Genomic DNA, 22,706 nt, shown 5'->3' on the forward strand with positions numbered 1-22,706 from the left:
TATGACCGCGCAGGCAGAAACCCGTTTATTGTTAGTAGAAGATGATCCTAACTTTGGGATGGTCTTGAAAGATTACCTGGAGCTGCATGACTACCATGTCACCCTCTGCACAGACGGTCTGCAGGGTTTGAAAGCCTTCCAGGAAGGCACCTTTGACGCCTGCATTCTGGATGTGATGATGCCTCTAAAAGACGGATTTTCGCTGGCCGCCGACATCAAGAAAGAGAACCCACAGATGCCGTTGGTGTTCTTAACAGCCAAAGCCATGAAGGCAGACATGCTGGAAGGATTCAAACTGGGCGCCGATGACTACATTACCAAACCATTTGACTCAGAGATTCTTCTGTGCAAGCTCAAGGCAATTTTGCAGCGCAAGACAAGCACTGGGTCTCCAGCTCAGCAGAAGAATTTGGTAGAGTACCAGATTGGGACTTTTCAGTTCAACGCCAGAACCCGGCAAATCACCCAAGGCCCGCAAATCCAGAAGCTGTCACCCAAAGAAGCTGACCTCCTGCTCCTGCTCTGCCAGCACATGAATGATGTATTACCCCGCGAGCTAGCCCTGAGCAAAATCTGGGGAGATGACAATTACTTCACCGCCCGAAGCATGGACGTATTTGTGACCAAACTTAGAAAGTACTTGAAGGCAGACCCTTCGGTGGAGATTGTGAACGTGCACGGCAACGGTTTCAGGTTGTTAGCGCCTGCAGTCTTGTCCATCAGTTAGAAGGCAATGACCGTTTTTTGCCTATTTTCTGGATTATAGGGCAAAAACGAAGACAAAGTACAAGGCAAGCCAGAGCCCATCCATGAAATGCCAGTAGGTTCTGAGCATTTCCAACTGCATGCGCCGGAAGGGGTCCCGGATGTACACCAGGTGCCTGATCGGGTCAGAGGCCGCCCGGTTCACCTTTAAAAACAACACGGAGAGAAACGCCAACCCGCCAGCCAGGTGCAAAAGATGCATGGCTGATAGCAAGTACAAGTACGTTCCCACCGCCTGACCCGAGAAATAAACGCCGCTCTGCGTCATCTCATACCAGGCCACCACCTGAGACAGCGTAAACACAATGCCCAGCACCAAAGTCCAGCGCATATTGCGTTTTAACTGCAGCAGGTTGTCCTGCCGGTAGAACATGGGCACGTAATGAATGAAGAAGCCGCTTACCAGAAGAATGACCGTACTTAAGGAGAATAGCTTGGGGACTTTAAACACATAAGAAAACGGCAGCGTCATAACCCGATGCAGAAACAACATGATCACCACCAGGAACAGAATACCCATCCCGGCCATGCTCATGTACAAAAGCATCTTCAAAGGCGGAATCCTCTCTATCTTCTCAAACCTGGAAGACCTGCCTGCGCCCACTTTATTTTGATTCTCAGAATTCATCTGGTTTTCTCTAATAGCCCACACCGCTCCCTGTCCTTTTGGCGGACCCAACTACTCCATAATACCCTGGCGGTGAGGCAAATGTTTACGGTTTTTTCAAATAGATGCAGAAACTGGACGCCTGGTTGCATCCGCTCCCTTCCAACTTTGCTTTCCTTGCTTGTTTGACCACCATTCCAGGTTACTTGCCTTTGAAAAGGGAGCCCAGCTTGCCAAACAAGGCATTGCCCACAGCATAGCGGGGCGTTGGCCCCACGCCAAACTCTATGTACGTTTTGTTGTTCACGCGCACATCCAGTATCAATCCTAACTGCAGAATCACCTGGTTTATTTCGCGGGCCTTGTCAAAAAGTGCGCTTAGGCCCCCAGAAGAAGGCTTAGAGGAGGGGGATGAAAAACTTTCGGCTACACGCTCCAAAGCCGCATGGTCCTGGAAATTGACGAGCACGTATTGTTCCTCAGCCACCACCATGACATTGTCCTGGCCTACCGTCAGCAGCAGTTGGGCAGAAAGTTCAAGGCCTACGGGCATCATGCTCAGGAGTGCTCAGCGCGCGAAGAACTGGTTCTAATGGTCAGGCGGCCGTTCAAGCGCCAGGTAGCCGGGTTGCCCTGGGCGCCCGGGCCTTCCAGCGCAATGTCTTCAAACTGGAAAGAGGCCTCCATGTCTGAGGCGGTGAGTTTGTCCAGGATGACGGCGGCCAGCTCTGAGAACTTTTGGATGGATTGCGGAGAATCGCTCATGGGGTTAAGAATAGGTGCCTTGGAAGTACGGACGCGCCGCCAGTGGTGTTGCAGCAAAAACCCTTGCTTATGCTCCGGATATCTTAAGAACCAAGAAATACGTATGCCCACCAACTCACCTCACCAACAAACAGGTGATGGCCAAAATCTCCATGAAACGACTTATACTTCTCCTGCTTCTCATAACGTTTGGCGTAGGCCAGGAAGCTATTACCGTGCAGGCCCAGACCGTGAACTGCGCGCAACCGTTTGGCTATGCCAAGAACACCGAGTTCATCTACCAGGTAACAGACAAAGGACGGGCGAAGGGGACGCTGCACAACATGGTCATTCAACAGACCTCGCCAGAGGCAGGCATCAACCAGATTGAATTCAAAAGCGCCCGCATCAATCACAAGAAGCGCCCCCAGACCGCCGAAGAATTCCACATCATCTGTAAAGGAGATTCAGTCTACCTGGACGCCAAATTGCTGCTGCGCGAACAGGCCCTGAAAAGCTTTTACGGCAAAGAGTTTGACTATATCATGAAGGACATTGCCTACCCCTCTTCCCTGGCCGTGGGGCAGACGCTCCCCAGCGCTGGCCTGGATGTGCGCGTACGCTCCTCTCAGGTGAACCTCACCCGCATTCTCATGAACACCGGGCTGCGGCAGGTAGTGGCCCAGGAAACCATCAAGACCCCGGCCGGTACCTTTGACTGCTTTAAAATCACCTATCAGTACACCGTGTCCTTAGATGCCATGGGGCTCCCTATGAAAGACGTGTTTCAGGTAGAAGAGTATTTCTCCCCAGAGCATGGCCTCATCAAGATTCAGTTTTATACCAAAAAAGGGAAAAAGGCGAAAGGACTGGAGCTGATTTCGCGTAGGGACAGGGCTAGTTAATTGGAGAGGAAGAAAAGCGCGTATTGAATTTCGTTTTTGGCCTGTTTTCCCGGAAATAGGCCAAAAACGGAAGGTTTATTTTTGTAAGGTATTTCTTGCCAGCGTCTGGGCCTCCAGCCAAAGTTCAGCGGTGCTTACTTCCTTAAACTGGTGCATGAGCAAAGGTACCTGCACGCTTTTCTTGAACAGGTCATATGACCGCTGCCCGTACACGCCCGGCGCGGTGATGTGCGCAAAATAACGCAAGCCCAGGGCAATAGCACTTGGAACCCATTTCAGCGCCAGATACGGCACTCCTACCTCCCAGGGCCCCACTAATTCTTGATTGCTGTTGATCACTGCTTTGCAAGGCTGCTCCCGCAACAGGGCCAAGATCTGGTTTCCGCCTAGCATGATGCTTTCCAGAGACTGTCTCCCAACCCAGTTGACAAAAAGGTACGCGTTGTCTGGGCTTCTCCTCACCTCAAAATATACTTCGCCGGAAACCTTTTTCAACTCGTTTATCTGCATCTGGTATTGGGACTGCTTTTCTCAATGGCTCAAAAGGGCTTGAACTATGCTGCTATTTCTCTACAGAAGCCAGGAAGGCCTTAATGGCAGCAATGGTCTCTTCCGGGGCGCTCAAATTAGGGCAGTGGCCGGTGGCTTTTAAGATTTGGAGCTTGCTGTGAGGCAGCTGCTGGTGCATATACGCACCCACGGGCAAAGGAGCGATGATGTCTTCTGAACATTGTAAAATAAGCGTCTCCACGGCTAGGTTCTTTAAGTCCTCGCGGTTATCAGAAAGGAACGTGATCCTGGCAAAGTCTTTGGCCACGGTAGCGTTGCTCTTGCAGAATACTTCAGTTAACTCCTGGCCCAGGTGAGGTTTGTCTGGGTTGCCCATAATGACCGGGGCCAGCGCCTCAGACCATTTCAAATAGTCACTCTCCAGAGACTCCAGCAAGCCGTCTATTTCTTCCTGGGTAAAGCCGCCCACGTAATCCTGGTCATTGATGTACCTAGGCGAAGGTCCAATTAACACCAGTTTCTTGAATCTAACAGGATCGATGATGGAAGCCAAAACACCTATCATAGCGCTCACTGAATGCCCTACAAAAATGGCGTCCTGGAGCTGGAGCTGCTCGCAGATTTCCAGAATGTCTACCGCATATGATTGCAGCGAGGAGTACCGGTCCAGGGTGTATTTGCTGGTGTCTGCGCCGCCAAACCCTACGTGGTCAAACAAAACAACCGTGTAGTCCTGCTCAAAGGCCGGGGTGATCAAGCGCCACATGGTCTGGTCACAACCGTAGCCGTGCGCGAATACAATGGCTTGCGGGCCATTTCCTTTAACGGTGACGTTGTTTCTGGTTAATGCATCCATTTGTGGGGGGGGAAATGGGTTGGAAATCAAGGGGCAGGGCACGCCCACCTTCGTAAAGGTAACCATTTCAAGTCAATAGCAAAGGACGATGGCAAAGGAGAAACAATCGGGTTAAATTGATTCATTTGGATGCCGTAAACCAGGATATCACGTCGCTCCTTCTTATTTTTTGAAATCGTTTTTGGCATGTTTTACAGGAAATAACCCAAAAACGAAGTTCCCCATTGCCAACCATCGCCTGTACTCTTGCGCTTCCTGGGGCGCTTAACTAGTTCCATTCTCCAGGCCACGCTCCCTTCTTCGGCCCAACCAGACGATGCATTGTTCGTTAAGTTTAAGACGAGCTCCTTCTACCGTGGAAGGATGCCAACCGAAAAGACAGCACGTTTAAACACATAGCGTATGGAATCATTGAAAGGAAAAACCGCCCTGGTGACGGGAGCCGGAAAAGGAATAGGAAGAGCCATAGCCCTTGCGCTAGCCAAGGAGGGCGTGAACGTGGCCTTGCTGGCCCGCACCAAAAGCGACCTCATGAAAGTAGCCCAGGAACTGGAAGACTTAGGCGTGGATACCACCGTGGTGACAGCAGACGTGACCAACCTTCACAGCGTGAATGAGGCCGTAGAGCAAGCGCAGCAGGACCTGGGGTTCATTGACATTCTCATCAACAATGCGGGCACGGCCACCTTTGGGAAGTTTCTGGACTTGGAGCCTGAGCAATGGGAACAGATCATCAAGGTTAATTTGATGGGGCCGTATTATGTGACCCGCGCCGTGCTGCCCGCCATGATCTCCAAGAAAACCGGCGACATTGTGAACATCTCTTCCACCGCCGGCCAGCGGGGTGCCGCCATGACCAGTGCCTACAGCGCCTCTAAGTTTGGATTGATTGGCTTAACCGAGTCTCTGATGCAGGAGGTAAGAAAGCACAACATACGCGTCACCAGTCTCACGCCCAGCACCGTAGCCACCGACCTGGCGGTAGAACTCAAACTCACCGATGGCAACCCAGACAAGGTCATGCAGCCCGAGGACTTCGCCGAGTTTCTGGTCTGCCAGCTCAAGCTCAACCGACGGGTGTTCATCAAAGACGCCGGCATCTGGTCTACCAATCCATAGAATGCACATTAATTAAATAAGAATGCCGTTTTTGGCCTGTTTTACAGAGAACAGGCCAAAAACGGCATTCTTATTTAATAGAGGTTATGGTAAGCTAAAAGCCTTTCAGATCAATCTCTTCGGTGTCTTGCGTTGGGATAATCCTCTTGGTTTGCTTCTGGATGATTTTGAAATGATGGGCGTCTTCTGGGGTGACCAAGGTAAGCGCCTCGCCCGTTGCCCCGGCTCTACCGGTGCGGCCTATGCGGTGCACGTAATCCTTAGACGACCTGGGCAAATCATAGTTAATCACAAATGGCAACACGGGAACGTCAATTCCGCGGGCGGCAATGTCAGTGGCTACCAATACGGGTACCTTTCCTTTTTTAAACAAAGACAGCGCCTCTGTACGGGCGCCCTGGCTCTTCCCGCTGTGCAAAGCTACCGCCTTAATGCCGTTGTTGGCCAGTTTGGTTACTAAATGGTCTGCGCGCTGCGTGGCAGACACAAACACCAGCACCTGCTGCATTTGGTGGTGCTTGATAAGGTAGCGTAAGAATGGACCTTTCCGCTCTGTGGCTATTAAATATGCCAGTTCCTTGATTTCCAGTTCTTCCTCAGGCTTTTCATCTTCCTTCACTTCTACCACCACCGGGTTTACCAAAAGCGTCTCCTGAATGGCATTCACCTTGTTATCCAAGGTGGCCGAAAATAACAGGTTCTGTCGTTTTTTAGGCAGCAGTTTCAAAATCTGGCGCATCTCTTCCTCAAAGCCCTGGTTCAGCATTTTGTCGGCTTCGTCCAGCACCAGCATTTCTACGTCGCTTAAATGCACCGCCCCAGATTCTACCAGGTCCAGCAGTCTGCCGGGCGTAGCCACCAGAATGTCGGTGCCCTGCAGTTTCATCATCTGCGGATTAATGGACACGCCGCCAAACACGGCCAGCGTCTTCACTTTAATGGCCATGTGCGCACTCAGCCCCAGAAACACCTCTCCTACCTGCAAGGCCAGCTCGCGCGTGGGCACCAGCACCAATGCTTTCACAAACCGGTTCCGGAAAGCCCGGTTAGTTTGCAGCATATCCAGGATGGGCAAGGCATAGGCCGCCGTCTTCCCAGAACCGGTTTTCGCGATGCCCAACAAATCCTTCCCTTTCAAAATGGCCGGAATGGCCTGCTCCTGCACCGGCGTGGCTTGGGTGAACTGTTGCGCCTGGGCGGCTTTCTGCAAGGCGGGTGATAAGCCCAGTTGGGTGAATGACATAGAGAATACCTGATTAGTGTGGCAAAGATAAAGCAGGATTCTCAGGATTAGTTAAATTTTCAAGATTAAGGGATTGGCGTTGCATATTAGTACTACCGTATACTTCGCTGGACCCTATCTTTCAATCCTATGTCTACTGATAACTTAACGTATTTAATAATTGGGTGTGCCATGCGGGTTCATAATGAACTGGGAACAGGGTTCCAGGAGGTGATATGCCAAAGGAGCCTGGCCATTGAGCTAGGCTTAGAAGGTTTAACCTATGAACGAGCGAAGGAGCAAGCCATTTATTTACAAAGGCAACCAAGTTGGAACAAGACGCGCTGACTTTATCATAGAAGATAAAATTATGGTTGAATTGAAGGCCCTCAGCACCTTGGAAGATGTCCACTTGGTTCAGGCTAAAAATTACCTGGTGGCCTACCATCTGCCCATCGGCTTACTGATTAACTTTGGCGCAACCAGTCTACAGTACAAAAAAATATTCCCCAACAAGTAGCAGGATTTTCAGGATTAGGTTGATTTTCAGGATTAGATTACTTTCCCTATAAATCAAATCTTAAAAATCTATCTGACGGGTCACATGCTCATATCCTGTATTGGGTTACAACCCTGAAAAATTATTCCAATTCGTTGGAGGCACTCCTCACACGGTATCCAGGTCTTATTACAATCCTGAAAAATCAATTCAATCCTGAAAATCCTGCTTTATCTTTACCTCTTCTTATTTACCACTGCATCATGCCAGAACAGACCATACAAGCCCGCATTCTAGAGCTCACCAACCGCCTCAACTACCTAAACTATCAGTATTACCAGAACAGCATGTCTGAGGTTTCTGATTATGAGTTTGACCAGATGCTGGTAGAATTGCAGAAATTAGAGGAGCAGCATCCAGAGTTCAAGGCGGAGCATTCTCCTACGCAGCGGGTGGGTGGCACCATTACCAAGAGCTTTCCTACGGTGCGGCACAAATACCCCATGCTCTCGTTGAGCAACACCTACTCAGAGGAAGAAGTGCGGGAGTTTGATGCGCGGGTGCAAAAGGCCATCGGGGGAGCCGTGGAATACGTGTGTGAACTTAAGTTTGACGGCGTGGCCATGAGCCTTACCTATACCAACGGCGCTTTGACGGCCGGCGTGACCCGTGGCGACGGTACCCGCGGCGATGACATCACGCCCAACGTACGGACCATTAAAACCGTGCCGCTGGTCTTGCAGGGGCATGATTTACCGGCAGAAGTAGAAGTACGCGGTGAGGTGTTCATGCCTTTTCAGGTGTTTGAGGAGCTTAACAAAGAGCGGGAGGAAATTGGAGAAGCGCTTATGGCCAATCCTAGAAACGCCACCTCGGGCACCTTGAAACTACAGGATTCCAAAGAAGTGGCCCGCCGCCGGTTGAGCATGTTTGCCTATGCCCTTTTGAGCACGCCCACTCTGTTTGAAAGCCATTCAGAAAGCCTGGAGGCCTTGCAGCGCTGGGGTCTGAACGTGTCACCCACCTGGAAGAAATGCAGCTCTATTGAAGAGGTAATGGCCTTTATACAGGAGTGGGAAACCAAGCGCTTTGAACTGCCTATTGCCACGGACGGCATTGTGGTGAAGGTGAATTCCTACGCGCAGCAAGAAGAACTGGGCTATACGGCCAAAAGTCCGCGCTGGGCCATGGCGTACAAGTACAAAGCCATGGAAGCCGTCACCGAGTTGCTGGGCATCGAGTACAACGTGGGCAGAACCGGGGCCGTCACGCCAGTGGCTTTGATGAAACCCGTGCTGCTGGCCGGTACCACCGTTAAGCGCGCCTCTTTGCACAACGCCAATGAGATTGAGCGCCTGGGCCTCATGCTGCATGACCATGTCACGGTAGAAAAGGGCGGCGAGATCATTCCCAAAGTTACGGCGGTGAAATTAGAGCTTCGGCCGGAGATTGCCACGCCCATTGTATACCCCGTAGTCTGCCCGGCCTGCAATACGCCCTTGGTTCGGCATGAGGGCGAAGCCAACCATTACTGCCCCAATGAGAAAGGCTGTCCGCCGCAGGTGAAAGGCAAACTGGAGCACTTCATCAGTAGAAAAGCCATGAACATCATGAGCCTGGGCGAAGGCAAGATTGAGCTTCTGGTGGAACAAGGCCTGGTCACCAGCCCAGACCATTTGTATGACCTCACTTATGACACGCTGTTCGGGCTGAAGAAAACGTTTGTAAATGAGGAAACCGGCAAGAGCCGCGTGGTCACGTTCCAGAAAACCACGGTAGACAACATTCTCAAAGCGCTGGAGAAATCCAAGGAAGCTCCTTTTGACCGGGTGTTGTTCGCCTTGGGTATTCGGTTTGTGGGCAACACGGTGGCGCAGAAACTGGCTCAGCACTTTAGGAACATTGATGCTTTGCGCGCCGCCTCTGAGGAAGAACTGATTGCCGTCCCGGAGATTGGCGGTCGGATTGCGGCCTCTGTGCGCGAGTACTTCCAGGATGTAGCCAACGTGCACCTGGTGGAAAGACTCAAGCAGCACGGCCTGCACCTGGATTTGGGCGAACTGGCCGTGGTTGAACCAGCTTCGGATAAGTTGGCAGGCCACACCTTTGTGGTCTCCGGCGTATTCTCCGGCTATTCCCGCGACGAACTTCAGGACACCATCATAGCCCACGGCGGAAAGATTGTCTCCTCCATCTCCAAAAAACTATCCTACCTGGTAGCCGGCGACAAGATGGGCCCCAGCAAGCTGGAAAAAGCCACCTCTTTGGGCGTGAACATAATCTCAGAAAAAGAATTCAACCAGATGATTGCGTAGCCTCGTTTTTGGTCAGTTTTCATGAAAATAGCCTTAAAAAGAAAGAGGTTCCGGTTTCTTGGAGCCTCTGTCTTTTTATAAGCCTTAAGTGGTTTATAAACGAGTCAGGAAAAGCACTTCTTCTTGGCGGGCGTTGCCAGTAGATCTAAATTGCACCAACCGAAGCGTAAGTTTCTGTTGGGTAAGGGTTTCCACTTTCCTTTCGTGCAAAACGTACGTGGTAGCGTCTAGGTAAGTCTTGGTGGCTATGATCAGGTTCCCGTCTTTATTCTCCAGATCATATGGCAGGCGCATAGAATTATTCTCACTGGTAAGGAGGGTAAGCTCATACATTGAGAACTGGTATTCCACTATGGGCTTGATAGCAGAATTCCGTGAAGAGATCAGGATGCCAGCCTCATTATACAATTCTACTTGGCTGTTCTCTACCTTCCAACGCCCAAACAAGAGTTCTTTAGCCGTCTCCATGGAAGGTATTTCTTCTTCATCTGTATCTCCTGCACAATTTGTAAAAGCCAAGATGACAAGGAGAACTTTTAGGAAGAAGAGACATTTTTTCATGGATTCTTTGCAGGCGATTTAAATTGATTGTACCAAAACTACCCTTAAAAAACAGAAAATCAACCAGGAAACGAGGGCGGCTCATGGCCTTTACACAGATAGATCGTTTTTGGCTTATTATTCAGGAATTAAGCCAAAAACAGAAAAGCCAGAGGAAGCCCCTCTGGCTTTTCATTTACTAAACAAAAAACGAAACCTGGTAAAACATTCTACTTCAAGAACAGACAGCCATTCTAATTGTTTACACCTTTCCACTGTTTTTGGCTTAGATTACTTAGAAATACCCCAAAAACGAGGAAGTCATAAATACCCTTCCACAAACCATAGGTTACAAAGGCCAGAGCAGCGAGCCTTCAGGCATCTTTAAACGAGGCAAGCAGGCTTTGGAATTGGTTTGATACATTTCCTGGTGGTTTACTTTTGCCTGGTGCTGCTCCAGCGCCAGTTGCCCTTTCACATCTACCTGCGTGCCCAGCCAGCCTAGTCCCAGGCCAATTATCAAAAAGGAAATTATTTTCATAGGGTTTGTTTTAAGGCTAATTCTAGAAAAAGAGGCCAAAAACGCTAGTGTATCTGCCGTCTGGTTGAGGCATACAGAGCACCCAATAATACCAAAACGCTAAGGCCCAGGCTGTACCACATTTGCTCTATGAATAGGCCCGCTGGCTTAATGGTAAAAGTCATGGCAGAAAAATAGGGCCAGCTGTACGGGAAATAACCAATGTGCTCCCAACGCGACCCAATGAGAAAGGCCAGGGTAAACAAGATGCCCAGTCCAATGCTCATGGCTATGCTCTTGAACCGGAAGCTGATGCAGAACTGCAGCGTGAAAATGGCCAAGGACCCAATGAAAATCCGGAAGCCCGTTACCGCAATTGACTGCACATGATGGTAGTCCTGGAAGCCTAGATCTGATCTTACCCAGCCCAGCAGATACCCGCCGGCCAGAAGACCCGCCAGGAAGGTCACAAACGAAAGCGCCACCAGTCCCAGTTGCAGCAGGTACTTGTTCAGGAAAACCGCCCATTTGGGCATGGGCAAGGCGTAAAGTTGTTTCCAGCCCAGGGAAGAGTGTTCAATGCCATTGACCAATGCGGTAATGAGCGCCAGAAACATAGGCACCAGTAGTTGCGCGGTGGCATAAAAGTTATTGTTCGCCCATAAGAGCCAGGGGTCCATTCCCGGCCTTACCAGTTTTTCGCCTCTAAAGAAGAACACCAGAAAGGTCATGCCCACAATGGAAAGCGGTGCCAGCAGGGAAAGCCAAAAAGCCCAGGTGAATTTGATTTTGAGGGCTTCAGCAGATATGCCGCGGCCCAGGTAGGTAAGCGTAGATTCCATTTTAGACAAGGGATAATGTAGGTGAGGCGGTAGTTTCTACTGAAATGGGTGTTTTCTCTGTGAGCGCCAGAAATAGGTCTTCCAGGTTTTGCTGGGCGTAGGATAAGCCAGAAACAGCAATGCCCTGCCCTACCAGTAGGTGGTTTAGAGCGGCAACCTCGTGCTTGTCTTTCACGGGAATGGTAACCCAATGGCCTTCCTTTACGGTGGTAACATAGCCGTTTTGCTGCAAGATTTCCTGCGCCAGAAAAACATTGTCTACCTCCACCTCCACACCGGTAGCGGTAGAAGCCACATGGGCCAGGTCCTGCACCGCTCCTTCAAAGGCCATTTTCCCTTGATGAATGATGGACAGGTGGGTGACCGTTTTCTCTATTTCGCTGAGGAGGTGGCTAGACAGGAAAATGGTTTTGCCGTGCTCTTGGTTTAAGTCTTTCAACAGCTCCCGCATTTCCCGTATTCCGCTGGGATCTAATCCGTTGGTAGGTTCGTCTAAAATCAGCAGTTCAGGGTCAGAGAGCAGCGCCAGGGCAATACCCAACCGTTGGCACATGCCCAGAGAGTAATGTTTTACTAGGCGGTTTGCCTCTTGTGACAGCCGTACTACCTGCAGCACATGGTCTATCCGGCTTTTCTCCAGACCCAGCTGGCGGCGCATTACCTCCAGGTTGTCCTTTCCGGAAAGGTGTCGGTATAGGCTGGGCATCTCTATCAACGCCCCCACTTTCTGCAAGGCGGGCAACCGGTGCTGCCAAAGGTCCTGTCCAAACAAATGAATGCTCCCCTTTTTGGGCTGAAGCAGGCCCAGGAGCAACCGGATGGTGGTGGTTTTACCAGAGCCATTGGGCCCCAGAAAGCCATAGATGCTGCCCTTCGGGATCTCCAGGTTCAGGCCTTTCAGGACTTCCTGGTTTCCGTAGGAATAGCGAAGATCTTGGGTGTGAATGAGTGGTTCTTTCATAGCAGTGACGGTTAATGGATCAAAAGAACCATTCCTGTTTTAGGGCCGCAACTAAACTATACCAACCGTCTTTTTTCCTAGACCAAACCCCTGTAAGATTGAAAATAGCGGTTGGTCTAAACAATTTGGGTGTTGGTCTATTTCCTGGCGTTTCCTGCTTTTAAGCAACAGCTTTTCTGTAGTTTTAGCCTTATTCCAGAAAAACAATGCAAAAACGCCTGCCCTTCTTCCTGCACCTCCTGCTCTGGACGGGCTTACTCTGCTTTAACCTGTTTTACGGCAACTATAGTCAAGTCCCTGTCCCCTGGCAATGGACCGCCCTGGACAAGGGACAAACGTTTCTGTTCCATATAGCCCTCTTCTATTTTAACTGGTTTGTTTTGGTGCCTAAGATTCTGGCCCGGGACAAGGTGCTGCTGTATGCGTTGGCCGTTATTGGCACGTTGGCGTTGTTTGCGGCCGTACGGGCTCCCCTAGAGATTCTGGAAATGAAGAAAATGGCTTCTTACAATCCTACCCTAGCTGCCCAGATAGCCAAGTACCCTTCTAGATTAGCTTTCCCCCAGACCATGTTTCAACTCGCGGTGATGGGGGTCATGAACATTTTCTTAAGCTCGGCCTTGAAAGTAACCGGAGACTACCTTCGCAACGAGCGCAGACGCAAAGAACTGGAGCACCAACACACCGCCACTGAACTGGAATTACTAAAAGCGCAGGTCAATCCCCACTTTTTGTTCAACACGCTTAACAACATCTATTCCCTGGCCTACCAGCAAGCGCCCAACACGCCAGACGCCATCATGAAGCTGTCCTTGCTTTTGCGGTACCAGCTCTATGAAACAGACACGCCCTTGGTTCCCCTGGAGAAAGAACTGGAACATTTGCAGCATCTGTTAGACCTGCACAAACTCAGGCTCACCAACCCATCTTTGCTAACGTTAGAAGTTTCCGGGGATGTAGCTTCTGTGCACCTTCCTCCCATGCTCTTGATGCCCCTAGTAGAGAATATGTTTAAGCACGGAGTGGCCTCTGCGTCCATGGCTTTGCACTTGCAAGTGACTGATTCTATGTTAACCTTTACTACCCGTAACCAAACCAAACAACCCAATGCATCACCTACGTATGGCGGTTTGGGCTTGCAAAACCTACGGCGAAGGTTGGACTTGCTGTTTCCTTCCCGTCACACGCTATCTACCCAGCAAGATGGTCAATGGTATACCGCTACGCTTATCCTTTCATTCACCTGATCTATTGTATCTTGCCCTATGAAAATAACCTGCCTTGCCGTAGATGATGAGCCACTGGCCCTGGACTTGATGCGGTCATACATTGCCAAGGTTCCTTTTCTTTCCTTAATAAAGACCTGCTCCAGTGCACTGGAGGCCATGACCGTTTTGCAGGAGCAACCCGTTGATTTACTTTTTCTGGACATTGAAATGCCAGACCTGACGGGTATTCAGTTTCTGCAGTTGCTCTCGCATAAACCGGCCGTTATTTTCACCACCGCCTACCCGCAATACGCCCTGGACGGTTTCTCTCTAGACGCGGTGGACTACCTACTCAAACCCATTCCCTTTGACCGCTTCCTGAAAGCCGTGAACAAGGTGCATGAGCGCGCGCAATTGGTGCAGCAAAAGACAGCACCTGTTCCAATGAGTGGTTCGCTTACAGCAGTAACAGAGAATGAAGATTTCATCTTTGTGAAGGCAGATTACAAAACCGTACGCGTTAACTTGAAAGACATTCTCTGGATTGAAGGCTTAAAGGATTACGTGATCATCCATATACCTACCCGTAAGATTATCACGCTTTTATCCATGGGCAAAATCATGGAGAAACTCCCCGATCAGGAGTTTTCCCGGGTGCACAAATCCTACATTGTCTCCCTGCCGCACATTGAGTCCATTGAGAAAAGCCGCATCAAAATCAAAGACCAGGACATTCCCATAGGGGATAGCTACCGCGAGGAGTTCATGCGATGGGTGGACAGCAAAAACATCTAAGCTTCCTCAGCCTCAGAATTTAGCACTAGGGTCCTTTAAATCGGTAAGGGCAAATTTGTATCTTTGGACTAGATACTTTCTATTTAAACACAAACGCATGCAATCTTTTAGAGGAACCGGCGTGGCTTTGGTCACTCCTTTTCAAGCAGACCATTCCGTAGACTATGACGCCTTTGCGCGTTTGATTGAATATAACCTGAGCAATGGCGTAGATTATCTGGTAGTGAACGGCACCACCGGCGAGTCTGTGACCACTACTCCAGAGGAGAAAAAACAACTATTGGCCTTTGCCAAGAAGCAGATTGCCGGGCGCGTGCCGTTGGTGTACGGCATTGGCGGCAACAACACCCAGGCAGTGCTGGAATTAATAAAAAACGCAGATTTGGCGGGGGTAGACGCCCTCCTTTCAGTGAGCCCGTATTACAATAAACCGTCCCAAGAGGGCATTTACCTGCACTACACCGCAGTGGCAGATGCCAGCCCGGTACCAGTGCTCTTGTACAACGTGCCCGGCAGAACTGGCAGCAATGTGAGCGCAGCCACTACCTTACGGCTGGCCCAGCACGCGAATATTATTGGCATCAAAGAGGCGTCTGGCAACATGGAGCAGTGCATGGCCATTGTGCAAGACAAGCCTGAAGGTTTTTTAGTCATCAGTGGCGAAGACATGCTGACGGTCCCAATGATTTCTGTGGGCATGGATGGTATCATTTCAGTGCTGGCCAATGCGTTTCCGGCGCGTTTCAGCCGGATGACCAAACTGGCCCTGCAAGGCAACTTTTCCGAGGCCGGTGCCTTGCAGCGTTCCTTCCTGTCCGTAAACCCGCTCATGTACGAAGAGGGAAATCCAGTAGGCGTGAAATTTGCGCTAGAGCAGTTGGGTATCTGTCAGGCCTACGTGAGATTACCACTGGCCCCCGCCTCTGACAGTCTGCAGCAGCGCATTAAAGCCGCGGCCGTTGGCTTAGATAACTAATCTGACTTCTTAAGTTAGATCTCACCTACGTTTTTGGCCTGTTTTCTAGAAAATACCCCAAAACGGAGGCTTTTTTTTGAACCCATACTAACCAAAAACCTGGCACCTGCCCTATGAAAGCAAGAATCTTCCTGACGTTATTGGCGTTCCTGTGCCTCCATCAGGCCTGGTCGCAATCCGGAACTACCCCGCAAGGCACTCCTATGGATTTGGTAACCTCCACCGGTACCATCAAAGGAACCCTCCTGCTGCCAACTTCCTCTAAACCGGTAAAGGTGGTATTACTGCATGCCGGCTCTGGCCCCACTGACCGCGACGGCAACATTGGGCCTTACCAGAACAACAGCCTGAAGATGCTCGCCGAAGCCCTGTACGCCCAAGGCATTGCCACCGTTCGGTATGACAAGCGCGGCATTGGGGAAAGCAAGGACGCCGGAAAGAAGGAAGAAGACATGCGCTTTCACCACTTCGTGGAGGATGCGACTGCCTGGGTACAAAAATTGAAGGCAGACAAGCGATTCTCTAAGGTGGTGGTGTTGGGTCACAGTGAAGGTTCCTTGATTGGCATGCAGGCGGCTCAGCAGGCAAAAGCAGACGGATTCATTTCTGTGGCCGGCCCCGGGAAATCTGCCGACCAGGTAATTAGAGAGCAGCTGATGCCACAGCCTAAAATGGTGCAGGACATCGCCTTTCCCATTCTGGATTCCCTGGTAGCGGGCAAATTGGTGCCAGACGCCAACCCCATGCTGCAAGCCCTCTTTCGGCCCGCCATTCAACCATATCTCATCTCTTGGTTCCAATTAAATCCGCAGGTTGAAATCAGGAAACTGAAAATACCGGTGCTGCTTGTACAGGGCACGCAGGACATGCAAGTATCTACGGCAGAGGCCCAACTCTTGAAAGAAGCGTACCCTGCCGCTAAACTGGTGCTGGTAGAAAACATGAACCACGTGTTAAAACCAGCATCGGCAGACAAAGCCGCCAACCTTGCCACTTACAGCAACCCAGAACTTGCCTTGTCACCCACGCTAGCCCAGGAAGTGACCGCCTTTGTGAAGGGACTCAAATAAACTCGTTCAGTAAATAAACAAACCAGCTCCGTTTTTGGCTTATTTCCTGAGAAATAGGCCAAAAACGGAGCTGGTTTGTTAAGGAGAATCAGTTTACCAACCCTGCGTGAGGACGTCGGCTATGTGCATCACCTTGATGGGTTTGTTGTTATGTTGGATGTAAGCTTGCAGGTGCATGAGGCAACTGGTGTCTGTGGAGACAATGTACTCAGCGCCGGTAGCCAAGGCGTTCTCTACTTTTTGCTCGGCCATGGCCACCGAGATGGCGTCAAACTTCACAGCAAACGTTCCGCCAAAGCCGCAGCAGGTCTCGGTCTCGCGCATCTCGGCTAGCGTTAATCCTTCCACCATGCCCAAAAGCCGACGCGGGCCTTCTTTAATGCCACACTCCCGCAGCGCGCTGCACGCGTCATGGTACGTGACTTTGGCTGGTAATTTGGCGCCGGGCACTTCAGTGATGTTCAGAACGTCGGTCAGGAATTCTGTCAGTTCAAAGACTTTGCGCTCCATGGTGCGGTAGCGCGTGAAGTTGGAGGACGTCACGAAGATGTCGGCGTAGGCGTTCCGGATCATGCCCACGCAAGACGCCGATGGTGCCACAATGTAGTCTGAGTCTTCGCTGCTGAAATCGTCCAGAAACTTGTCTGCCACTTGTTTACACTCCTTCTGGAAACCAGCGTTGTAGGCCGGCTGTCCGCAGCAGGTTTGGTTGGTGTTGTACCTAACGGTACAGCCCAGGGCCTCCAGCAATTTGACCATGCTCCAAGCCGTGTCTGGAAACAGCTGGTCTATAAAACAAGGGATGAATATATCTACAACGGGCTTGGCCATGTGCTCTTAATGCGATTGAAAGACGGTAGAAGCCAGCGTGAGTGCCTTTTGCAAGGCCTCCTGGTTCAAAGGCAAAGGTACTTCTTTCTCTTGTAAAAAGGAGAGCACCTTTTCTGTGGGCATGTTGCCTACCAGGTCGTCTTTGGCCATGGGGCAACCGCCGTAACCTAGAAGGGCGCCGTCTATTCTTCGGCAGCCGCTGGCGTAAGCTGCTTCTACTTTCTCATACCAGGTGTTGGGGTTGGTGTGCAGATGCGCGCCAAACTCAATGTGCGGAAACGCCGGAATCAAGGTCTTGAACAGATACTGAATGTTCTCTGGGCTAGACACGCCAATGGTGTCTGACAGGGAGATGATTTTCACGCCCAAACCGTCTAAGGTCTCCGTCATCTGGCTTACCTGCTCTGGCCCCCAAGGCTCCCCATACGGGTTCCCGAAGCCCATGGACAGATACGTCACCAGCTCCTTGCCGCGCTGTACGCACAGGTTCTGTAGTTGCTCTACTTCTACCAAAGCCTCTTTTATGCTCTTGTTGGTGTTTCTATGCTGAAATTCTTCTGACAAGGACAAAGGAAAGCCCAGGTACCGAATCTGCTCATGCTGTACGGCTTGTTCGGCGCCGCGCACGTTGGCCACAATGGCCAGCAGCTTGGTGGCTGAAACCGACGTGTCCAGCAAGCCCAACACCTCCTCGGTGTCCCGCATCTGGGGAATGGCCTTGGGAGAGACAAAAGACCCGAAGTCAAGGGAATCAAACCCAACTTGCAGCAGAGTCTGGATGTATTCGGCCTTTATGTGGGTGGGGACAAAGTCCTTCAGGCCTTGCATGGCATCGCGGGGGCATTCAATTAGTTTCATGCGGTTTTCTCTTGGTCTACAGGTGCGTCTTTGGACTGGGAATATGCCACAAATAAACACCAGAAAAAAATATAGAAGGCAACTCCCTCCTGCGTCCGGAGCAGAGACTCGGTCATAGAACTGAACAACAACAGCGCCATGAACGGCAGCGCCATCCAGTTTCTAGATTTCAAAAACAGGTTAAGCGAGGCCATCAGCAACCAGACAAACACCAGCAATCCTACCACACCCAAGGCTATGGCCATCTCCAGGAATTGGTTGTGCGGGTCAAAGCGGTTTTGGACGGCATAGATGAAGTTGCGCGCCTGGTAGGCTTTCACTATTTCATCCTTCACATCGCCTACGCCTACTCCCAGAAGCGGGTTCTTTTCAATCACATCCAAGGCACAGCGCCATTTGGCCATGCGCAACGTGAGGCCGTTCCAGTTTTCTGCCTTGTTGGCCGCGTTAAAATGGTCCAGCTGATTCTGGTTGGTGAAGGAATACTGCAGGTTGCCAATGCTCTGGAACCGTGATTTGGTCTGGGGGAATAATTGCAGCAGCCCCACAAAGCCCAGCAAAATCAGCAAAACGCCGGCCCCGGCCAAAACATAACGCCGCTGCTGCATGAGCCTGATGAACAAGGTGGCCATGCCCACCGCCAGCGTAATCAACAGCACCATGCGCACCGCCAGCAAGAATAGAATCAGGAACAGGAAACCAGCCACCAGCCAAAGCAGGACTTTCTCTTTTCTAGTAGCATTGCCTTTGAGCAGTAAATACCCGCAGATGAAAATGGAAAAGCTCACATAGCTCCCAAAGAAAATCACTCTCTTTCTGGTGATGCTAATCAGGCCTTCGTTGTAAAAATAATTGGGGTCAAAGTTGACATACAAGTAGGTGTATATTCTATACCACAAACAAATCAAGCTCACCGCCGCGCAGGTATAGACAAACACCCTTAGGAGCAAATGGAGCTGCTTGGTGCTGATTTGGGTATTGGAAAACACCAGAGGAAACAGTAGAAACGGTAGCCTTACCGCCAATGCACCAATCGCATCTTCTTTGTTGGCAGAATAGAAATAACTGAGACCACTGAGCAGAAACAACAGAAAGAACCCTTGGTGTATTCTAAACTTTCGGCCTAGAAACAATTCTTTGAAGGTAGTGCCGTGCTTGAAAGTTTCTAGTAGCCAAGGCAACAACAGCAGAATAGCCAGCGCATGATTAATGGCCGGTACCGGCAACAACAAACTACCGGTGTAGCCCATCAATAAAAGGTTTCGCACCTGCGCCATAGCATCCTTCCCTTGTGGCAACAACATCTTCCTATTAATAAGCGCTTTGTGAATTTTGGAATAAATAAGCCGCTGCCGGTAAAGTTTTAGCAAAGTCAGTCTCAGGCAGGCGGCTGATATAAGAGATTATTTCTCTACCACCTGCAGGTTGCCTTGGTACAATTCTCTCATTTTGGAGAAGTTGTTCCGGGCGTTGAACCTTTGATCGCAGAGTCTAAGCGAGGCCTCTCCCATCTGGTGAATTCTATCAGGGTTTTCCATCCAATGATTGAGCAAAGAGACTGCTTGTTCTGCCGTATCAAAAAGGCTGCCGTTTTGGCCTTCCTCCACCAGGTCTACGTTGCCCACTGCCTTTTTTAATAACAAGGCTTTGCCACAGCTCATGGCTTCCAAGACGGCAAACGGAAGTCCCTCCCAAAGCGCCGTTGAAAGGTATACCTGGCTAGACAGCAATTCTTCCCGTACCTGATCCTTGGTTAACCAACCGGTCACTATAATGTTGGGGCTGGTTATGGCGGATCGTAGTTCACCCTCCCCAATCCACACAAACTCAATGGCTGGGTTTCCTACAAAAGCCTGAGCAATTTGGTTGAACAGCGCGGGGTTCTTCTGGTTAGAGAGACGACCGGTGGTGCAGACTTTAATTTTCTTTCCCTGGCCATTGGAAGGTAAAATGGTAGAGGTCTCGGTGCCGTTGTTGATATAGCCCACTGGCTGCATACCCTGCTGCACATACGCCTCGTATTCAGACTTGGAGCAGCATACAATGTCACCGGCCAGAGAATGCGCGAAACGCTCCAATTGTGCGAAGAACTTCCGCTTGCCCAGGCTCACGTCTAGCCTCAGGAAAGGGGCTCCGTTGGGAGTGTAGAAGATTTTTTCTTTGCGCTTAGTAAGAAAGAACAGCAATCTGCCTATAAAACCTGCCTTGGAAGAATGCAGGTGCACCACGTCAAAAGGCTCAAGGGAGTTGAGCAAGCGCCTAAGGCTCCAGACACTTTTCAGGTCACTGAGCGGTTTCACTTCGCGTTGCACTTCTTCCCACTGGAACAGCTGCACATTAGAAAAAGGAAACTGGGCTTTGAATTGCTGCAAGACTGGAGCCGTGGCGCGTTTGCCTTCCAAGGCGTTCCCCACTATGACAAGGTGCTCATCTTCTGGCAAATGGCGGGTTATCTGAATCACGTATTCCAACAGGCCACTTCCCAGCGTCTCGGCAATATGAACAATGCGCATTTAATAGAGTTTTTTCTTCGCCCAGGTTATCCAACTGTAAGGCAGCATTAAAAATACGCAATTTTTCACTAGCCCTATAAACGCCGGCAGGCTATAGTTGAAATAATGGAGAATTACCTTGTTGCGGCTCTTGATCTGCACCTTGCGTTTGGTCATGGAGATACCCTTCGGGTGATGCTCGCATACCAGCAGTACTTGTTCCAGAATAGCCACTTTAAACGTCTTCACAAACCTAAAGAAATACTCATAGTCTTCGGCAGCCGGATAATTCAAGGAATAATAGCCAATCTTATCTATGGCCGCCGTTTTGAACATCACTGAGGGGTGCAGAAAGCAGTTGTTGATGTACATCTGGGAGGCAATCTTCTCATGTTGAGCAGGTGCCGTAAAAGTGAACAAAGGCTGTTGCTGTAGGTCTACCATGTCTACCCAGGAGCCTACCAGGTAAACGTCTGGGTGCTGAGCCAGGAAATCTGCCTGGATGGAAAGTCGGTCTGGATGGCAGGTGTCGCCGGCGTCTAACCGGGCAATGTACGTGCAGCCCAATTCCTCTTTGGCAAACTGTAATCCTTTGTTCAAGGACCGTTCAATTCCTAAATTCTGCTCATTGGTGAGTAAGTACAAGGCTATATTCTCCTTCAGGAAAAGCGTCAACTGGGCTTCTTGAAAAGGCGGCTTGCTGCCGTCATCAATCACTACCACCGCCGTAGCATGGCGGGACTGGACGCTGGCAATGGAGGTTTGGAGGCCTTTAAGGTTATTCAGACAGGGAATGACAACGGCAATCTCTACTTTCATGCGAGGAAACTAGCGGTACTAAGGGGCCCAGGCAAGGGCTTGTCTTTCATCTGCACAAAGAAAATTCCAATGTACAGCCAGATCAAACTCTCGGCGCCTCTGAATTGAACAAGGGAACTGATGAAATAACACAGCAGAATGATGGCCAACGAATCTGACAGCTGGGTCCAGTGAATTCTTTTGAGCAACTGGAACACGATGATCAGGTACAGCGGCAACCCCAGCAACCCAAACTCCAGCATGACCTGCAGGTAGTAATTGTGCACGTTTTCCTCAGAGAAATCAAGACCGCTTACTTTTTCCAGGCCCAGCATGGCATTGCCGGCGCCGTAGCCCAGGTAATGACTCTGCGCCATGGCCTCCGGAAACTGTTCCCACATGGCTTTCCGGCCAGACATACCTGCATCTTCTGAAGACCCGAAATCAGAGAAGCGCTTTAGGCCATACACTTTTTGTGACACCTGCCCTAAATCCACACTGATTAAAACCAGCACCCCCACCAAGACTAAACCTGTGATCAGGTTCCGGCGCTCTAATTGGCTGGGCACTGCAGATAGAAACCGAAGTCCTACCACCAGCAAGGTCAGAATCACCCCCACCCGGGAGGCATATAAAACACTAAGCAACAAGATAAATACCAGCAGCAGGTAAAAGTGACGCTTAGGGCTCTTCACAAAAAATGCCAGGTGGAAAGCCATCCAGGAAGCCTCCAAATTCACGCCGCCGCCAAAAAGGGTTTCAATGTTAGGGTGCCCGATGGGCGCTTTCAAAAACCGGATGATTTCCTCCTGATAATACACCATCTTGGCCGCCACAATGAGAAACACCACCCAAGATACTTTCCTGAACACCCAAAGAATCTCCTCTCTGGACAGCCAGCTTCCCACCAGGCCGCCAATGAGGAGGCAGTAAAAAGCAAACACATAGTTGATGATCATGCTGTCAAAGCCATAGACGGCGTACAAGGCCAGGCTGGAAACAAACACCCACAAAAAGAAATGGTAGACATAGCGCGGAAGTCTGGGAAACCAGGCGCCTTTGTTGGTCACGAAGAAAAACAGGAAAAGCAGAGAGCCTACGTGGTACACCTTGATGGTGTCAATGGACTTTTGCTGATATTCATCCTGCAGGGTCATCCAACCGGTAATGCTGAGCATCTGCAGGTTCAGAAGTAGAAAAAACAAACCCAAAACCGCCATTAGAACCTTTCTATTAGAAACATCCAGTCCCGACTGTAATGATTGCTCCATGT

The 22,706-nt window shown here is 50.4% G+C and carries 26 protein-coding genes; 10 read left to right on the plus strand and 16 right to left on the minus strand.

All coding sequences use genetic code 11. The annotated features are described in order from the left end of the window. Window position 1: 1 nt before the first annotated feature. The gene (locus GU926_RS03360) at window positions 2–727 is read left to right on the plus strand and encodes a response regulator transcription factor (protein ID WP_160689009.1); all 726 of its coding nucleotides are present in this window, start codon (window positions 2–4) and stop codon (window positions 725–727) included. Window positions 728–760: 33 nt separating this feature from the next. Here GU926_RS03360 and GU926_RS03365 read toward each other — a convergent pair whose 3' ends face one another. The 3 genes from GU926_RS03365 to GU926_RS03375 form a co-directional block, all read right to left on the minus strand. Continuing rightward, window positions 761–1,393: a cytochrome c oxidase subunit 3 gene (locus GU926_RS03365; RefSeq protein ID WP_160689011.1), complete on the minus strand. Its 633-nt coding sequence runs from the start codon at window positions 1,391–1,393 to the stop codon at window positions 761–763. Window positions 1,394–1,574: 181 nt separating this feature from the next. Then, a complete protein-coding gene (locus GU926_RS03370; protein ID WP_160689013.1) occupies window positions 1,575–1,928 on the minus strand; it encodes a hypothetical protein in 354 nt (117 codons plus the stop codon). Between the two features lie 2 nt (window positions 1,929–1,930). Next, window positions 1,931–2,137, minus strand: a complete 207-nt coding sequence (locus GU926_RS03375) for a hypothetical protein (protein ID WP_160689015.1) — start codon at window positions 2,135–2,137, stop codon at window positions 1,931–1,933. Between the two features lie 152 nt (window positions 2,138–2,289). Between GU926_RS03375 and GU926_RS03380 the strand changes: the two genes are divergently transcribed. Then, window positions 2,290–3,021: a TapB family protein gene (locus GU926_RS03380; RefSeq protein ID WP_160689017.1), complete on the plus strand. Its 732-nt coding sequence runs from the start codon at window positions 2,290–2,292 to the stop codon at window positions 3,019–3,021. A gap of 75 nt (window positions 3,022–3,096) precedes the next feature. Here GU926_RS03380 and GU926_RS03385 read toward each other — a convergent pair whose 3' ends face one another. Together GU926_RS03385 and GU926_RS03390 are read right to left on the minus strand one after the other, a co-directional pair. Then, window positions 3,097–3,531, minus strand: coding sequence for a hypothetical protein (locus tag GU926_RS03385; protein WP_160689019.1), 435 nt, complete (start codon window positions 3,529–3,531; stop codon window positions 3,097–3,099). Window positions 3,532–3,583: 52 nt separating this feature from the next. Then, entirely contained in the window at window positions 3,584–4,387 is an 804-nt protein-coding gene (locus GU926_RS03390; RefSeq protein ID WP_160689021.1) for an alpha/beta fold hydrolase, read from the minus strand. Between the two features lie 402 nt (window positions 4,388–4,789). Between GU926_RS03390 and GU926_RS03395 the strand changes: the two genes are divergently transcribed. Next, entirely contained in the window at window positions 4,790–5,506 is a 717-nt protein-coding gene (locus GU926_RS03395; RefSeq protein WP_160689023.1) for a 3-ketoacyl-ACP reductase, read from the plus strand. A 94-nt stretch (window positions 5,507–5,600) separates the two neighbouring features. Here GU926_RS03395 and GU926_RS03400 read toward each other — a convergent pair whose 3' ends face one another. Next, on the minus strand, window positions 5,601–6,749 hold the full coding sequence (locus tag GU926_RS03400) for a DEAD/DEAH box helicase (RefSeq protein ID WP_160689025.1): 1,149 nt from the start codon (window positions 6,747–6,749) through the stop codon (window positions 5,601–5,603). 171 nt (window positions 6,750–6,920) lie between these two features. Between GU926_RS03400 and GU926_RS18635 the strand changes: the two genes are divergently transcribed. From GU926_RS18635 to ligA, 3 genes are all read left to right on the plus strand, one after another. Beyond that, entirely contained in the window at window positions 6,921–7,076 is a 156-nt protein-coding gene (locus tag GU926_RS18635; RefSeq protein WP_317165645.1) for a GxxExxY protein, read from the plus strand. After that, window positions 7,012–7,248: a GxxExxY protein gene (locus tag GU926_RS18640; RefSeq protein ID WP_317165617.1), complete on the plus strand. Its 237-nt coding sequence runs from the start codon at window positions 7,012–7,014 to the stop codon at window positions 7,246–7,248. Before GU926_RS18635 ends, GU926_RS18640 begins: the two co-directional genes overlap by 65 nt. A gap of 242 nt (window positions 7,249–7,490) precedes the next feature. Next, window positions 7,491–9,542: an NAD-dependent DNA ligase LigA gene (gene ligA, locus GU926_RS03410; protein WP_198001456.1), complete on the plus strand. Its 2,052-nt coding sequence runs from the start codon at window positions 7,491–7,493 to the stop codon at window positions 9,540–9,542. Window positions 9,543–9,635: 93 nt separating this feature from the next. Here ligA and GU926_RS03415 read toward each other — a convergent pair whose 3' ends face one another. From GU926_RS03415 to GU926_RS03430, 4 genes are all read right to left on the minus strand, one after another. Continuing rightward, window positions 9,636–10,010, minus strand: coding sequence for a hypothetical protein (locus tag GU926_RS03415; protein WP_160689027.1), 375 nt, complete (start codon window positions 10,008–10,010; stop codon window positions 9,636–9,638). A gap of 421 nt (window positions 10,011–10,431) precedes the next feature. Next, window positions 10,432–10,623, minus strand: coding sequence for a hypothetical protein (locus tag GU926_RS03420; RefSeq protein WP_160689030.1), 192 nt, complete (start codon window positions 10,621–10,623; stop codon window positions 10,432–10,434). A 44-nt stretch (window positions 10,624–10,667) separates the two neighbouring features. Continuing rightward, on the minus strand, window positions 10,668–11,444 hold the full coding sequence (locus GU926_RS03425; protein WP_160689032.1) for an ABC transporter permease: 777 nt from the start codon (window positions 11,442–11,444) through the stop codon (window positions 10,668–10,670). Window position 11,445: 1 nt separating this feature from the next. Next, the gene (locus GU926_RS03430) at window positions 11,446–12,405 is read right to left on the minus strand and encodes an ABC transporter ATP-binding protein (protein WP_160689034.1); all 960 of its coding nucleotides are present in this window, start codon (window positions 12,403–12,405) and stop codon (window positions 11,446–11,448) included. A 206-nt stretch (window positions 12,406–12,611) separates the two neighbouring features. Between GU926_RS03430 and GU926_RS03435 the strand changes: the two genes are divergently transcribed. The 4 genes from GU926_RS03435 (at window position 12,612) to GU926_RS03450 (ending at window position 16,454) form a co-directional block, all read left to right on the plus strand. Further along, window positions 12,612–13,652: a sensor histidine kinase gene (locus GU926_RS03435; RefSeq protein ID WP_160689036.1), complete on the plus strand. Its 1,041-nt coding sequence runs from the start codon at window positions 12,612–12,614 to the stop codon at window positions 13,650–13,652. An 18-nt stretch (window positions 13,653–13,670) separates the two neighbouring features. Continuing rightward, on the plus strand, window positions 13,671–14,408 hold the full coding sequence (locus GU926_RS03440) for a LytR/AlgR family response regulator transcription factor (protein WP_160689038.1): 738 nt from the start codon (window positions 13,671–13,673) through the stop codon (window positions 14,406–14,408). A gap of 97 nt (window positions 14,409–14,505) precedes the next feature. Continuing rightward, on the plus strand, window positions 14,506–15,384 hold the full coding sequence (dapA, locus tag GU926_RS03445) for a 4-hydroxy-tetrahydrodipicolinate synthase (RefSeq protein WP_160689040.1): 879 nt from the start codon (window positions 14,506–14,508) through the stop codon (window positions 15,382–15,384). A 113-nt stretch (window positions 15,385–15,497) separates the two neighbouring features. Further along, window positions 15,498–16,454: an alpha/beta hydrolase gene (locus GU926_RS03450; RefSeq protein WP_160689042.1), complete on the plus strand. Its 957-nt coding sequence runs from the start codon at window positions 15,498–15,500 to the stop codon at window positions 16,452–16,454. Between the two features lie 93 nt (window positions 16,455–16,547). On the opposite strand, the gene GU926_RS03455 is transcribed toward GU926_RS03450, so the two are convergent. The 6 genes from GU926_RS03455 to GU926_RS03480 form a co-directional block, all read right to left on the minus strand. Further along, window positions 16,548–17,285, minus strand: coding sequence for a (Fe-S)-binding protein (locus tag GU926_RS03455; RefSeq protein WP_160689044.1), 738 nt, complete (start codon window positions 17,283–17,285; stop codon window positions 16,548–16,550). Window positions 17,286–17,291: 6 nt separating this feature from the next. Next, window positions 17,292–18,143, minus strand: coding sequence for a hydroxymethylglutaryl-CoA lyase (locus GU926_RS03460; RefSeq protein WP_160689046.1), 852 nt, complete (start codon window positions 18,141–18,143; stop codon window positions 17,292–17,294). Further along, window positions 18,140–19,447 (minus strand): O-antigen ligase family protein, encoded by a 1,308-nt coding sequence (locus GU926_RS03465; protein ID WP_160689048.1) that lies wholly within the window; start codon window positions 19,445–19,447, stop codon window positions 18,140–18,142. The genes GU926_RS03460 and GU926_RS03465 overlap by 4 nt, the downstream gene beginning before the upstream one ends. A gap of 99 nt (window positions 19,448–19,546) precedes the next feature. Next, the gene (locus GU926_RS03470; protein WP_160689050.1) at window positions 19,547–20,656 is read right to left on the minus strand and encodes a glycosyltransferase; all 1,110 of its coding nucleotides are present in this window, start codon (window positions 20,654–20,656) and stop codon (window positions 19,547–19,549) included. Next, window positions 20,657–21,454 carry a glycosyltransferase gene (locus GU926_RS03475; RefSeq protein WP_160689052.1) on the minus strand — a complete coding sequence of 266 codons (798 nt, stop codon included), beginning with the start codon at window positions 21,452–21,454 and terminating at the stop codon, window positions 20,657–20,659. Continuing rightward, window positions 21,451–22,704, minus strand: coding sequence for an O-antigen ligase family protein (locus tag GU926_RS03480; RefSeq protein WP_160689054.1), 1,254 nt, complete (start codon window positions 22,702–22,704; stop codon window positions 21,451–21,453). The genes GU926_RS03475 and GU926_RS03480 overlap by 4 nt, the downstream gene beginning before the upstream one ends. Between the last annotated feature and the right edge of the window lie 2 nt (window positions 22,705–22,706).

Origin of the sequence: Nibribacter ruber (assembly GCF_009913235.1) — a bacterium.
Taxonomy (GTDB): domain Bacteria; phylum Bacteroidota; class Bacteroidia; order Cytophagales; family Hymenobacteraceae; genus Nibribacter; species Nibribacter ruber.